Source organism: Clostridium cibarium (assembly GCF_014836335.1).
In the GTDB taxonomy this organism is placed as follows: Bacteria; Bacillota; Clostridia; order Clostridiales; family Clostridiaceae; genus Clostridium; species Clostridium cibarium.
This window is the reverse complement of record NZ_JACSRA010000014.1, coordinates 16,554-30,285: the sequence shown is the minus strand read 5'-3', so window position 1 is coordinate 30,285 and position 13,732 is coordinate 16,554. Positions and strand designations below refer to the sequence as shown.

Annotated in this window: 14 protein-coding genes and 1 riboswitch; of the genes, 12 read left to right on the top strand and 2 right to left on the bottom strand. The window is 29.2% G+C overall.

All coding sequences use genetic code 11. The annotated features are described in order from the left end of the window. Positions 1–140: 140 nt before the first annotated feature. Together H9661_RS10160 and H9661_RS10155 are read left to right on the top strand one after the other, a co-directional pair. Positions 141–716 carry a putative ABC transporter permease gene (locus H9661_RS10160; protein ID WP_143317982.1) on the top strand — a complete coding sequence of 192 codons (576 nt, stop codon included), beginning with the start codon at positions 141–143 and terminating at the stop codon, positions 714–716. 147 nt (positions 717–863) lie between these two features. After that, positions 864–1,019 carry a zinc-ribbon domain-containing protein gene (locus tag H9661_RS10155; RefSeq protein ID WP_143317983.1) on the top strand — a complete coding sequence of 52 codons (156 nt, stop codon included), beginning with the start codon at positions 864–866 and terminating at the stop codon, positions 1,017–1,019. A 51-nt stretch (positions 1,020–1,070) separates the two neighbouring features. On the opposite strand, the gene H9661_RS10150 is transcribed toward H9661_RS10155, so the two are convergent. Then, on the bottom strand, positions 1,071–2,840 hold the full coding sequence (locus H9661_RS10150; protein ID WP_191768607.1) for a glycosyl hydrolase family 28 protein: 1,770 nt from the start codon (positions 2,838–2,840) through the stop codon (positions 1,071–1,073). Positions 2,841–3,015: 175 nt separating this feature from the next. On the opposite strand from H9661_RS10150, the gene H9661_RS10145 reads away from it, so the two are divergent. The 6 genes from H9661_RS10145 to H9661_RS10120 all read left to right on the top strand — a co-directional run bounded on the left by H9661_RS10145 (position 3,016) and on the right by H9661_RS10120 (position 8,207). Further along, positions 3,016–3,222 (top strand): YjfB family protein, encoded by a 207-nt coding sequence (locus tag H9661_RS10145; RefSeq protein ID WP_243129645.1) that lies wholly within the window; start codon positions 3,016–3,018, stop codon positions 3,220–3,222. A 152-nt stretch (positions 3,223–3,374) separates the two neighbouring features. Beyond that, complete coding sequence (locus H9661_RS10140; RefSeq protein ID WP_341480420.1) at positions 3,375–5,015, top strand: thiol-activated cytolysin family protein; 1,641 nt, start codon at positions 3,375–3,377, stop codon at positions 5,013–5,015. Between the two features lie 285 nt (positions 5,016–5,300). Beyond that, positions 5,301–5,402: riboswitch (purine riboswitch) on the top strand. 168 nt (positions 5,403–5,570) lie between these two features. Next, positions 5,571–6,905, top strand: coding sequence for a solute carrier family 23 protein (locus H9661_RS10135; protein ID WP_191768605.1), 1,335 nt, complete (start codon positions 5,571–5,573; stop codon positions 6,903–6,905). A gap of 180 nt (positions 6,906–7,085) precedes the next feature. After that, complete coding sequence (gene sigY / locus H9661_RS10130) at positions 7,086–7,622, top strand: RNA polymerase sigma factor SigY (RefSeq protein ID WP_143317988.1); 537 nt, start codon at positions 7,086–7,088, stop codon at positions 7,620–7,622. A gap of 1 nt (position 7,623) precedes the next feature. Beyond that, complete coding sequence (locus tag H9661_RS10125; RefSeq protein WP_143317990.1) at positions 7,624–8,004, top strand: hypothetical protein; 381 nt, start codon at positions 7,624–7,626, stop codon at positions 8,002–8,004. Then, positions 8,001–8,207 carry a sigma-Y antisigma factor component gene (locus H9661_RS10120; RefSeq protein WP_143317991.1) on the top strand — a complete coding sequence of 69 codons (207 nt, stop codon included), beginning with the start codon at positions 8,001–8,003 and terminating at the stop codon, positions 8,205–8,207. The genes H9661_RS10125 and H9661_RS10120 overlap by 4 nt, the downstream gene beginning before the upstream one ends. Before the next feature lie 88 nt (positions 8,208–8,295). On the opposite strand, the gene H9661_RS10115 is transcribed toward H9661_RS10120, so the two are convergent. Beyond that, positions 8,296–10,302 carry a methyl-accepting chemotaxis protein gene (locus H9661_RS10115; protein WP_243240385.1) on the bottom strand — a complete coding sequence of 669 codons (2,007 nt, stop codon included), beginning with the start codon at positions 10,300–10,302 and terminating at the stop codon, positions 8,296–8,298. Between the two features lie 340 nt (positions 10,303–10,642). On the opposite strand from H9661_RS10115, the gene H9661_RS10110 reads away from it, so the two are divergent. The 4 genes from H9661_RS10110 (at position 10,643) to H9661_RS10095 (ending at position 13,730) form a co-directional block, all read left to right on the top strand. Continuing rightward, positions 10,643–11,479, top strand: coding sequence for an alpha/beta fold hydrolase (locus tag H9661_RS10110; RefSeq protein ID WP_191768603.1), 837 nt, complete (start codon positions 10,643–10,645; stop codon positions 11,477–11,479). A 101-nt stretch (positions 11,480–11,580) separates the two neighbouring features. Beyond that, complete coding sequence (locus H9661_RS10105; protein ID WP_143316929.1) at positions 11,581–12,549, top strand: aromatic acid exporter family protein; 969 nt, start codon at positions 11,581–11,583, stop codon at positions 12,547–12,549. A 189-nt stretch (positions 12,550–12,738) separates the two neighbouring features. Continuing rightward, positions 12,739–13,071, top strand: coding sequence for a PadR family transcriptional regulator (locus H9661_RS10100; protein ID WP_191768601.1), 333 nt, complete (start codon positions 12,739–12,741; stop codon positions 13,069–13,071). A gap of 2 nt (positions 13,072–13,073) precedes the next feature. Beyond that, positions 13,074–13,730, top strand: a complete 657-nt coding sequence (locus H9661_RS10095) for a permease prefix domain 1-containing protein (protein WP_191768599.1) — start codon at positions 13,074–13,076, stop codon at positions 13,728–13,730. Positions 13,731–13,732: the final 2 nt, after the last annotated feature.

Here is a 13,732-nt window from a genome sequence, read left to right as displayed (position 1 = left end):
CCAGTAGTATTTGTACTTTAATTGAATTACTTTATAGGCTTTTTTTGAATGAAAAAATTTAAAGGAACTTAATAATGTATCTTATAATAATTGGGCATCCTATGTGTAGAAAATATATTATTTTTTGCAAAAGTTAGGAGATGACAATTATTAATACAGTAAATAAAAAGAATGGTGAATACATTCAAGCTAAAAGTTTGAATCTATCAGAAGTTAGTAGATATTATTTATATTTTATGTTTTATAGTTTTTTAGGTTGGGCTTGGGAAAAAGTATTTATATTCATTATAGATGGAACGCTAGAAGAAAGAGGCTTTTTGCATATTCCAGTTTGTACTATTTATGGAGTTGGGGTAGCTTTAATTTTATTCTTATTTAGCAAAAGAAATTATAATATGATGACTGTTTTTGGGGGTAGTGTATTGGTAACAGGGTTATTAGAGTTTATTACATCTTGGGAGATGGAAAAACTTTTTAGAAGGATATGGTGGGATTATAGTGGATGGATATTTAATATTTATGGAAGAGTGAGTTTATTTAGTTCTATTGGCTTTGGAGTATTTGGGATCATGTTAGTATATTGGATTCATCCATTTTTATATAAAGTATTAGATAAATATTTTAGAATGAGATTTAGCTTGATTATAAGTGGTGTTTTAGGAGCTATTACCGTAATAGATTTTATATATACCATTTATAGTATATTGATAATTTAAAAAAAAGTGTAGTAATTAATATGTTTATATGTTATTATGAATAGGTAGCTGAAAAAGCTATAAATATAAGAGTTTTATTTAGGTAAATAGTTTCTCGTAATTAGAGATTATTATCAATTTAGAATCTTTAAAATAGGAGGAATTAATATGACTGATAAGACATTAATCTGTAGAGATTGTGGTAGCGAATTTGTATTCACAGTTGGAGAACAAGAATTCTACAAAGAAAAAGGATTCGAAAATGAACCAACAAGATGTGCAGATTGCAGAAGAGCTAAGAAACAACAAAACAATAGAAGATAATTTTAGATTGTTATAAGGCTATAGTGAAAACTATAGCCTTTTTTATGTGAATTAATCATTGTCAAAATCAAGTGTTTTGCAATTTGTTATATCCCAAGGGTCTTTTATATTGCTATCAAAGGTCACGTTTTTAAAAGTACTATCTTTCATATAAGTTATTTTAGCGGGTTTAGTTCCTTTGAAAGAGATATTTTTAAAATATATATCTTCATGGTAAGAATCTTTTAATCCTGCTACTAATATTGAGCTGTCTTTAGAGGTATCTACGCTACAGTTTGATACAAGAATATGTTTAAATTGAGGAAAGGTTTTTGCTGGTTTAAAGGAGCCTGCTGAATTTGAATCAGAGTAGTTTGAAGTAAATATAAACGGTTTGCCTTCTCCATCAACAATATTCTTAAGAGCAGAATCACGAAATACAATATTCTTAGCGCCACCTCCAATTCTAGCAGAGGACTTACAACGTAGTCCTGATCCCGTTCCGTTTAAAACATTATCTTCTGCCAATATATTTTGTATCCATGCAGCTGTATAGCTACCAGCAACAACGGCACCATGTCCTCGTCCAAAGTAGTTGTTGAATATCCATGCATTATCTACAGGCGTAGAACTTTCCTCACCATCATCACCTTTTCCGGCATTGAAATTTATATCATCATCACCGGTATCGAAAACGCTATTTAAAACTGTTAATCCTTTGCCGTTAAAGTCTATTCCATCTCCGTTATTGCAATCAAAAGTCTTAATTAAAGCATTATTTAGGACAACATCATTACAATTGCTTAATGAAATTGTATGTCTTGAAGGATTAATAAAAGAAAGTCCATCACCAAAATAAATATTCTTCATATTCCTTATAGAAATTAAATTTGATCGTCTGGAATAAGCGTCAGTTTCTGAAAGACCATTAGTTTTACAAAGTTTGAATTGGTTAGCAGCTAAAATTCCGTTTTCTTCAACAGTTTTTAGGCTGCTTTTTAAAGAGTTTGGAAATCCATATTCATTTTCAAAAGCAGCTTGTCTCCATCCATTTCCATCAATTGTGCCAGTACCTATAATTTTTAGGTTTTCTTCTTTATTATTTGCATTAATATAAAGGAGAGAGTAATTTGCTAGTTTATCTCTAGAATTATTATTTTTTAAATAATCCTCTGGATTTCCAGAACCAAGAAGAGTTCCATCTACTTTGAAGGTAATATTGCCTTTTAATAAAAGAGAACCAGATTTGAAGGTTTTCCCAGAAGGAAGCAATACTTGTCCACCAGGAGTGCAAGCATCTATAGCAGATTGAATTGCTTTAGTATCTAGAGTTTTCCCGTCACCTGCAGCCCCGTAATCAAGAGAATTAAATATTTTAGAAGGTTTTTCTGTAGATTGAATCACTTTGTTGCTCTCAGCTATTTCATTACCTTTATTGTCAACAGCTTTTACTATAAAACTATAGGATGTATCAGGAGTAAGACCTGAAACTTTAAAACTATGTGAGCTTATATTTACTGCTGAACTATTGCTAGGATCATTATAAAATTTTTCAATAAGTGATTTAGCTTTAAATTCACTACTATTATTTGCATTACCTATAAGATTCCCATCCATATAAATATTATAATCAACAATGTCGCTAGAGTTAGTTTGTTTATGCCATGCTAGTGTAATGCTATTATCATCGTAAGCAAGTGTTGGAACTATTAAATTATCACATGAGGATAATATTAGACTTTCTTCAGAGTTTTTCTGCGATTTAGGAAAATAAAAGAAAAGAATTAAGCAGATTAATATAGGAAAAATAATAATTCTTGATGTTAATTTATATTTCTTCATGAGTTATCATAGCCTCCTTTTACAAAGTTTATTATACACTGTAATAGAAGTGATTAACATATATTTACTGCAATTTATAAACTTGGTATATTCATATCTAGGCCAGATGAAGTTGCTTTAAATAATAAAAGGATAATAATCTATTAAAGTAAATATTTTATAAGACGATAAAGAAATGAGGTATAGAAAGGAAGGTGAATTTATGGATATAGGAGCATTATCGATGTATATGAGTCAATCATCGACTCAAAATGCGGTTTCAACATCAGTTTTAAAGATGGCCATGAATAATGGGGAAGAAATGGCAACTCAAATGACAGACATGATTGGAAAGATGGCTGTAGATACAAGTAAAGGGAATATTATTGATGTAAGAGCATAATAGAATTATATTTTCTTAGTGTAATCCACGATAAATTATCGTGGATTTTTTTAAATAAGATGAAAATTGACAATTATCGCATCTTAATGTATAATTTTGTTAAAATTTCAATGAATTTATATTCTTTGAAGACTATAAGGGGGATAATATAGGTGAAAAATATTAAAAAGGTTTTATTGTCATTAACATTATGTGGAGCGGTTATCGTTACTACAAGTAGTTTTGTATATGGGGAAACTATTAATCAAAATAATAATTCTGTTAGCAGTTTCTTTAGATCTACTGTAGATGGTGGAGATAGTTTGGCTGCTAAAGATAATTATACTAAAGAAAATGTATCTATGGAAAATAGTGGACAAGCTATACAAGATAATCAAATTAAAAATAATAGTGAGGATATAGATAGAAGTATTTATGGATTATCATATGATTCAAATACAATATTATCATCTAATGGGGATAATGTTGCGAGTTTTGTACCTGCAGAAGGTTTTCAAGAGCAAAATAAATATGTTCAAATAAAAAGAGAAAAGAAGGATATTTCTAATTCTACTTCAGATATTTCTATAATAGATTCAATGAATGATAGAACTTATCCTGGGGTTATACAGCTTGCTAATAGAAATCTTGTAGAAAATAGACCAGATATTATTTCATGTCAAAGAAAGCCAATTACGTTAAGTGTTGATTTGCCTGGAATGAGTGATGATGGGAAGACAGTAGTTAATTCTCCTACATATTCTTCGGTTAAGTCTTCTTTAAATTCTTTGTTAGAAACATGGAATACAAAATATGCACCTAGATATAGCATTCCTACAAGAATGAGCTATACTGATACAATGGTTTATAGTAAATCTCAGTTATCTACTATGTTTGGAGGTAACTTTAAAGTTTTAGAGAATGGATTAAATATAGATTTTGATTCCATATATAAAGGTGAAAAAAAGGTTATGATAGTAGCCTACAAGCAAATTTTTTATACAGCAAATGTAGACTCACCAGAGAGACCATCTGATTTATTTAGTGATAATGTAACTTATAATGACTTAGCTGTAAGAGGGGTAAATAAAGACAATCCTCCTGCATATGTTTCCAGTGTTTCATATGGTAGAACAATCTACGTTAAACTTGAAAGTAATTCTAAGAGTTCAAATGTCAAAGCTGCATTTAATGCTTTAATAGAGAATCAAGGAATAAGTACTAATGCGGAGTATCAAGATATTATAGATCAAAGTTCATTTACAGCTGTGGTTTTAGGTGGAGGAGCACAAGAGCATAATAAAATAATCACTAAAAACTTTGATGATATAAGAAATGTTATTCAAAATAATTCAGTATATAGTCCTCAAAATCCAGGATATCCAATATCATATACAACTACATTTTTAAAAGATAATAAGGTAGCGTGTGTAAATAATAAAACACAATATGTGGAGACAACCACAACAGAGCATAATGATGGGAAGATAATACTTGACCATAGTGGAGCATACGTTGCGAAATTTTATGTAACATGGGATGAGGTAAGTTATGATAAAAACGGAAATGAAGTTGTTGAACATAAATCATGGGACGGAAATGGAAAGGGTAAAACAGCTCATTTCAATACGGAAATATACTTAAAAGGAAATGCTAGAAATATTTGCGTAAGAGCAGGAGAATGTACAGGTCTTGCATGGGAGTGGTGGAGAACTGTAATAGATGAAAAAAATGTACCATTAGCTAAAGAAACGACTTTTTCTATATGGGGAACAACATTATATCCTAGTAAATCAATTCAAACTAAAATTTAAATATTATAAAATTATTATTAGGTGGAGTGGATTCTAAAAATCATACTTCACCTAATAATATTTTGAATACTAAATGTTATACCTGTAGTTTTATGGAGATTGTTTAGTAGATAAAATAATTATTAAAATATTTTTGGTAATTATAACAAATCAATTGTTATTTTAAAGAAGGAATTTACATAAATCAGCTTTAAAACACAAATAATATTGCAATAAAACAAAAAAATATTCGTTTTTTTTACGTTTTCTATTGATTTATTAAACAAATTATTGTAGCATTAAGAGTATAAAAATAAAAAAATTTCCCGTATATGCTTAGTGATAAGGTCTAAGTGTTTCTACCGGACTACCGTAAATTGTCTGACTATGGGTGTTTGTAGGTATTTGGTTTACTTTCAAGCCCCTTTGTTAATAATACAAAGGGGATTATATTTTTTTATGATACCTATAAATTCTTATCATATTCTTTTACAAAGGTTAGCAGAAGATCTAACGAAATTATTTTTTGAATGGCAGTATATAACTGTACACTTCATAAAACAGGAGGAATTCATAGTGAACAATCTATCAAAAGAATCGGTAAACAAAACTGAAGGTGGTTTATTAGAAAAGATATTCCACTTAAAAAAGAACAATACAAATGTTAAGACTGAAATATTGGCTGGAATAACAACCTTTTTTACTATGGCATATATTTTAGTTGTTAATCCTGATATTTTGAGCCAATCAGGAATGGATAAAAGTGCAGTGTTTACAGCAACAGCATTAGCTTCAGTTGTAGGAACAGTTATTATGGCTTTTTTAGCAAACTATCCATTTGGTATGGCGCCAGGTATGGGATTAAATGCTTTATTTACTTTTTCAATTTGTTTAGGAATGAACTTTTCATGGCAAACAGCTTTGGCAGCTTCATTTATAGAAGGAATTATATTTTTATTGCTTAGCGTATTTAAAGTAAGACAAGTTATTATTGATAGTATCCCTCAATCATTAAAACATGCAATTAGTATAGGGATTGGATTCTTTATAGCATTTATAGGGTTACAAGGTGGAAAGATAATCGTTGCTAATCCATCTACATTAGTTGGTATTGGTAATATGAAAGATATAACGGTATTATTAGCTTTACTTGGAGTAGTTATAATATCTGTACTGTCATACAAAAATGTAAAGGGAGCATTCATGATAGGAATGGCTGCTATTTATATACTTGGTTTAATTTTTGGTGTTGCAGAGCTTCCAAAAGGAATAGTTTCTATGCCTCCATCAGTTTCTCCAGTATTCATGGAATTTGATTTTAAGAGTGCAATGGTAATTGGAATAATTCCAGCTATTCTTTCTATGTTATTTATAGATGTATTTGATAGTATTGGTACTTTAATTGGATTAGCTTCAAAAGCAGGATATTTAGATGAAAAGGGTAATGTTAAGAATGCAGACAAAGTTTTAACAGCTGATGCTATAGGGTCAGCAGTAGGAGCTTGTTTAGGAACCTCAACTCCAGTTGCATTCGTTGAATCAGCTTCAGGAATTGCAGAAGGCGGTAGAACAGGACTTACAGGAATTGTGATAGCTGGTATGTTCTTATTATCATTATTCTTCTCGCCAATATTAACAGTTATACCTGGATATGCTACAGCTCCTGTATTAATTGTTTTAGGATGCATAATGATGGAACCAATAGCAAAGATTGATTTTTCAGATATAACAGAAGCAGTACCTGTATTCTTAACATTAATATTAACGCTTTTAACATACTCAATTACAGATGGTTTAGCATTTGGATTTATATCATATGTATTAATAAAGTTATTTACAGGTAGAGCAAAAGAAATTCCTAAAGCATTATATGTTATTTCGGCTTTGTTTGTCATATTGTTTGCTATATAAGATAAATTTATAGTAGATTAATAATTATATATAAATACAGTAAAGTCTCCTAAAGTGCAGAAATGTATTTTAGGGGATTTTTATTGTTATAATATAGGGTAAAAATATTTTTTGGTTTTATTGAACTTTTTTAAAGCTAATGCGTTTAATATATGAAAACAGCAAAAAGGGGTAAGCTATATGAATTTAGAAGATCAAAATGAAGAAAAATTAATAGCAAGAGCCAAAGATGGTGATAAATATGCATTTGAAATGCTCATAGGTAGAAATTTATCTATATTAAAGGGATATATATTAAAGCTTACCTGTAATAAAGACTTAACTGAAGAAATTCTTCAAGAAACCCTGTTATCAGCTGTTATTCATATAGATTCTTTTACTTCAAAGGCTAAATTTTCAACCTGGTTAATAAAAATTGCAACAAATAAGTATAAAGATTACTTAAGGAGAAATAAAGAAACCGATATATTATTAGATATTATTCCATCTTCCTATTCATTAGAAGAGGAAATAATTAATAAGGAAGAGTTAGAGGAAGTTTTAGAAATATTAAAATCTATGTCAAATGATAAAAGAGTTGTTTTTATATTAAAACATTACTATGGATATAGTTATGAAGAAATCAGTGCAGTGGTGAATTGTCCAGTTGGTACTGTGCGATCAAGATTGCATTATGGAATAAAAGAGATTCTTTCGAAATTTAAAGGAGGTAGATAACATGAAATCTTTTGATAATTTAGATAAAAAGATTGATAAGTATTATGAAGGTTCATTAGTTGGCACTACTTCTGATGAGTTGGAAATAAAAGAAGCTTTAGATAAGATGTCTCTTGGAAGTAATATAGATGATAAAGTATCAGTTCCTATTGATGTAAGTTTTATAGTGGAAAAGGGTCAAGAGGTAAGATTTAGTTCAAAAATTAGAAAAGCTACATTTAGATTTTTAATATTTGCCATTTTAGTATCTACTTTAGTTGGATTTGTTTATATAAAAACGTCAATAGAAGTTATGATGATATCTCAAACTATATTATTAATAGTGTTATTGATAATAAACTTTGTTCTTTTAAGGAAGAAATCAAGGAGGGAGGCACAGTGACATTAAGTACAAAAATTGCTTTAGTCTGTGCTCTTATAATTCTTATTATACAGGGAACTACTATTTTTAGAGATGCAATGAAAAAAAATATTCCTAATCCTTGGCTTTGGGGAATTATAGGATTAGTTCAAGCACCTTGGCCAACAATAATTTATTTGATATATAGAAAGAGATATTTTTCAAGAAAAAATAAAGGGGCGTAATATTAGGTCTTTTAATTATGAATTTAATAAATTTAGGTACAATACAAAAGCCATTACCCTTAGGTAATGGCTTTATTATATTCACTTATTAGTCTATAGTGAATTTTTGTATTTCTGTTTCTAGTTTTTCTGCTAATGTTTGAAGTTCTTCTGCAAAGTTTGTGAACTTAATCATTGCAGAAGATATTTCTTCTGTAGATGCAGTAACTTCTTCAGTTGCTGATGCTGTTTCTTGAGAAACAGAAGATATACCTTCTATTTCCTCTAATACATTTTTCTTTTTACCTTCTATTTCAACAATATATAGCTTTGTTTCTTTTACTTTACTTAAAACTGTTTCGATGGATTCAAGGATTTCACTAAATATTTTCTTAGTTTCTCCTACAGCTAAATCTTGCTCATTTACTACATTATTAGTAAACTTTATAGCGTTAACTGCACTGTTTGATTTCTCTTGTATATTTGCTATAATTGCTCTTATTTCTTCTGTTGAGTGACTAGATTGTTCTGCTAGTTTTCTTATTTCTTCTGCTACAACAGCAAATCCTTTTCCAGCTTCACCTGCACGTGCAGACTCTATACTTGCATTTAAAGATAAAAGATTTGTTTGTTCTGTTATTTGTGAAATAGTTTCTGATATAGTATCTATTTTTTTAGTGCTTTCGTTCATATCATTAACTATATCATTAACTTCAGCAGTTACCAGCTTAGTTTTATTTGACTTTTCTATTAATGTATCTATCATAGATAGCCCTTTGGATCCTAGTTCTTTAGTGTTCATAGAAAGATCGTCTACTTCCTTTGAGCTTGTAGCAACTTTATCTAACTTATCTGATAATTTGTTCATCTCTTCTGATCCGTTTTGAGCACTTTGAGCTTGGTTAGTTGCTCCTAATGCCACTTCTTCGATAGCTTTTGCTACTTCTCCTACAGAGGCAGTTACTTCTTCTGACATACTTGCGAGATTTGAGGATGTTTCTAAAACCTCTTTTGATGAATTTGTAACATTATTCATTAGTTTTGATATATTATCAATCATGGAATTGAATGAATCTGCTAAATCCTTAAATTCATCTTTTGTTGTTGCTTCTATAGATACAGTTAAATCACCATTTGATGCCTTTGCAAAAACATCTTTTAGTCTCTTTATATTTTGAGCTATTCCATTACTCAACAATAAGGCTAATGCTATGGAAACTACTCCAATAATACCTATAAATAAGAATGTCATATTTAATATAGACTTTGTATTAATTGTTAGCTCTGATTCAGGTAATACTGCTACTAATTTCCAACCTGTAAGTTCATTAGTTTGAAATACTCCAAATTTCTGATTACCTTGATACTCATATTCAATAAAACCTTTATTATCAGATTTCATTAGATTCCAAATAGATAATTCTGTATTAATAGTATCTTTATCAGGATGAGCTATTATAATTCCCGACGAATCTGTAATGAATGCATAGCCTGCATTACCCATCTTTTTCTCAGCAATCTTATCTGAAAGCGTATCTAAAGTGCAATCCATTCCTATAACGCCGACTACCTGACCGTTTTTCTCTACTGTTTTCGCAATTGTAATCATTAGCTTTCCTGTAGAAGCTCCTTTATATGGAGGTGTTATTATAGCTTTGCCTTTGTTTTCTATAGCTTGTTTATACCAAGGACGTTGAGTGGCGTCATATCCATCTGGCATTTTTTCTAATGGATACATACTATACTTACCAGATGAAGTTCCGTAATAAACTGAAGATATATCTTTATTGGTGCTTTGTGTTGCTTTAAGTATATTAGTTATATCATTTGAGGTTCCACTGTTTTCTGCATCTTCAAGGTTGTTTGCTAATATAGAAGTCATATTAGTAAACCTGTTGAAGTACTCTGTAAGTCCACTATTTATTTCAGTAAGTGTTTGAGTACTTGTAGTTGTTAAATTGTCATGTAAAATGGCTTTAGACTTAAAATAGGAAGTGATACCAAGTGCTACTAATGGAATCATGCAAATCGTAATCAAACTAGTAATTAGTTTAATTCTAATGCTGTTAAATTTAAATTTAGAAGTTTGTTTTTTGCCCCATGTCTTATTCATCATATAAACTCTCCAATACTAAAATTTTATATTTATTCTAATTATCGTATTATGTTTAGAAAACCTTTATACAATATTTTAATCCAATTAAAATATTAAAAGAATACATAGGATAAAATGTATCAAAATATTATTATATGGCAATATTCTTAACCATAAATATGGTAATATTCTTATATTCTGAAGAATATACCGATAAAATGCGAGTTTAGAAGAGTTTTATCACTATTAGGGGAATGATTACAATCATGAATAATTTCTAAAACTGTACAGCTAGTTTTGTAATTTTTTTTCTATTATTAAGAATATACTGCTAATAAGTATTTATTTATGGAGATATATTATGGGCTATTATTTAAAAGTAGAACAGAATGTGAAAATTTATGTAGAAGATCTTAATGAAGAAGGGAAAAATACAATTTTATTTCTTCATGGATGGCCAGGGAGCCATAAGCTATTTGAGTATCAGTTTGATTATCTTTCTAAAAAGGGATATAGGTGTATTGGTTTAGATCAAAGAGGATTTGGAAATTCAGATAAGCCATTAACAGGTTATGATTATAATACATTATCAGATGATGTTAGAGCTGTTATAGAGTCCCTTCAATTAAAGAATTTTACTTTAGCAGGGCACTCTACAGGTGGTGCAATTGCAATTAGATATATGGCAAGACATAATGGGTATGGAGTATCAAAGTTAGCACTTTTTGCAGCAGCAGCTCCTAGTCTTACTAAGCGTTCATATTTCCCTTTTGGATTAAAAACAGAAGCGGTAGAAGAAATAATAAAAGGAACATATGCTGATCGTCCTAAAATGTTAAGAAGTTTTGGGGATATATTCTTTTATAAAAAGGTAAGCAAACCATTTTCAGATTGGTTCTTTGCAATAGGGTTACAAGCAGCAGGTTGGGCTACAGCTGAAATTGCAAAAACTTGGCTTGATGAAGAACAGTTATTTTATGATATGAGAAAAATAAAAGTGCCAACATTAATTCTTCATGGGATTCATGATAAGGTATGTTTATTCCCTCTAGCAGAAGAGCAAAGAAGATTTATCAAAGATTCTAAATTAGTTAAATTTGAGCAGAGTGGACATGGATTGTTCTATGATGAACGTGAAAAATTTAATAAGGAATTGATTAAGTTTATAGAGAATACAAAATGTAAGTGTGAAAGTTAGAATTAAAGATTAAGTAGCAAAAATATATTCATTTAAAGAAAAATCTAGTTTATAATAGAGCAAATAGCATATTACTATGGCAATAGAAGAAGGGTTACAAAATGATAGAATATTTACAATCAAAAACATTTAAGATGGCGCTATCGGCTACAATTGCAATTACTATATCTAGTTATTTAGGCTTACAGTTTGGGGTAACTTCAGGAATAATAGCTATACTTAGCATTCAAGACACTAAAAAAGAAGCTATTCTAGTTAGTGGAAGACGGATATTAGCATCTACAATTGCTATACTTTTATCTTTTTTCTTATATATATTACTAGGGAATAATCCTGTCGTATTTGGGTTGTTTTTATTAATCTTTATATCTGTAACTAAGGGATTAAAAATAGAGGAAGGCATGGTTGTTGGGGCTGTATTATCAACGCATCTATTAACAAGTGCAAATATTAATAGCTCATGGATTATAAATGAAGCTAAGTTAACCATAATAGGAATTGGTGTTGCAATGCTTTTTAATTTATATACAGCATCTTTAGAAGATAAATTTGAAAAGAATAAAGAAAGAATAGAAGATTATTATAGATTATTATTATCAGATATGGCAGTTAGTTTAGTTACCCAAGCTGTGTCAATTCACCAGAAGAAAATATTGATAGAGGTTGAAGAGTTAATTAAAAGTACTAGAATTATAGCTCAGAGTATAAGTAATAATCACCTATTTAAAAAGTATAATTATTATTTAAGCTACATAGATATGAGAATACTTCAATTAGAATCTATAAAAAGAATGGAAAGGCATTTTTTAAGATTTTATATGACTTATGATCAAACTAGAATATTATCGGAGTTTACAAATAATGTAGCTATTAATATTCATGAAGATAATGATTGTGTTAATTTAATTAATGAAATTACAATTCTTAGAAAAGAATATCAAATGATGGAATTACCTAAAAATCGAGATGAATTTGAAAATAGAGCTATACTGTTCCAATTTTTAAATGATCTGGAGGATTTCTTAACAATAAAAAGGGATTTTAAGATAGAATATAGCAGATCAAATTGAATATAATTTTATTAGACACGGCTTAATGCAGTGTCTTTCTATTTTATATAATTATATATAAGGTAATTCGTAAAAAAATATACTTTTATATGCAATATACATTGACAGGCGAGGTATGTTTGAATATACTATATATTAAAGAAGAAATGAATTTAATTGTAGGTCATAATTTTAAAAAGGAGTGGGTTTATGTCAATAACTTCAGATATTATAAGAGGACATACAGAAACTATAATTTTATCTCACTTAGAAGAGAAGGATAGTTACGGTTATGAGATAAATAAATCTATACAACAAAAGACAGATAATCAATATGAACTTAAGGAAGCAACTTTATATTCTGCATTTAGAAGATTAGAGCAAGGAAATTTAATAACTTCCTACTGGGGAGATCAATCTACAGGAGCCAGAAGACGATATTATGCTATTACGCCTCTTGGAAGAGCAGCATTAGAACAAAATAAACTGGATTGGGAAAATGTAAAGCAGTTAATTGACAAGTTAATTAATGGAGGAGAATAATTATGTGTGAAAAATTTCGTGAAAAGTTAGATGAATTATTTGAAAATGCGCCAGAGACTTATAGAGCAAGAGAGCTTAAAGAAGAATTACTAGCAAATCTTATGGATAAATATAATGATTTAATATCTTCAGGAAAAAATGAAGAGGAAGCTTTTAATATTGCTATTTCAAGCATAGGAGATATAGATGAACTTATAAAGAGTCTAAAGGAAAAAGATGTGCTTAATTATGAAGATATGAAAAAAAGTAGCAAGAAGAATGCGCTCGTTTTAACTATTGCAATAGGTTTGTATATTATGAGTGTGGTTATTTTAATAATGTTCACTGAGGTCCTTAGAATTAATGAAGAAGTATCGGTTTGTGTAATGCTTACAATGGATGCAGTAGCTACTTGTCTTATAATATATAATTCAGTATCTAAACCTAAATATTTAAAAGCTGATGATACTATTGTGGAAGAATTTAAAGAATGGAAATCAGCAAATAGTAAAGAAAAAGAAGTGATAAAATCAATAAAATCTATAGTGTGGCTTGTTATTTTTGCAGTATATTTTTTATCTAGTTATGCTTTTAAAATATGGTCATTTTCTTGGGTTATATTTATAATCGGAGTAGCTATTGAAAAAGTTATTATTTTATCTTTTCAGTTAAGGAAGTGATA

Bases quoted from the DNA above. Each gene is read 5' to 3' on its own strand.
- H9661_RS10160 (WP_143317982.1), top strand. From the start codon at position 141: ATGACAATTATTAATACAGTAAATAAAAAGAATGGTGAATACATTCAA.
- H9661_RS10155 (WP_143317983.1), top strand. From the start codon at position 864: ATGACTGATAAGACATTAATCTGTAGAGATTGTGGTAGCGAATTTGTA.
- H9661_RS10150 (WP_191768607.1), bottom strand. From the start codon at position 2,840: ATGAAGAAATATAAATTAACATCAAGAATTATTATTTTTCCTATATTA.
- H9661_RS10145 (WP_243129645.1), top strand. From the start codon at position 3,016: ATGAGGTATAGAAAGGAAGGTGAATTTATGGATATAGGAGCATTATCG.
- sigY (WP_143317988.1), top strand. From the start codon at position 7,086: ATGAATTTAGAAGATCAAAATGAAGAAAAATTAATAGCAAGAGCCAAA.
- H9661_RS10125 (WP_143317990.1), top strand. From the start codon at position 7,624: ATGAAATCTTTTGATAATTTAGATAAAAAGATTGATAAGTATTATGAA.
- H9661_RS10115 (WP_243240385.1), bottom strand. From the start codon at position 10,302: ATGATGAATAAGACATGGGGCAAAAAACAAACTTCTAAATTTAAATTT.
- H9661_RS10110 (WP_191768603.1), top strand. From the start codon at position 10,643: ATGGGCTATTATTTAAAAGTAGAACAGAATGTGAAAATTTATGTAGAA.
- H9661_RS10105 (WP_143316929.1), top strand. From the start codon at position 11,581: ATGATAGAATATTTACAATCAAAAACATTTAAGATGGCGCTATCGGCT.
- H9661_RS10100 (WP_191768601.1), top strand. From the start codon at position 12,739: ATGTCAATAACTTCAGATATTATAAGAGGACATACAGAAACTATAATT.
- H9661_RS10095 (WP_191768599.1), top strand. From the start codon at position 13,074: ATGTGTGAAAAATTTCGTGAAAAGTTAGATGAATTATTTGAAAATGCG.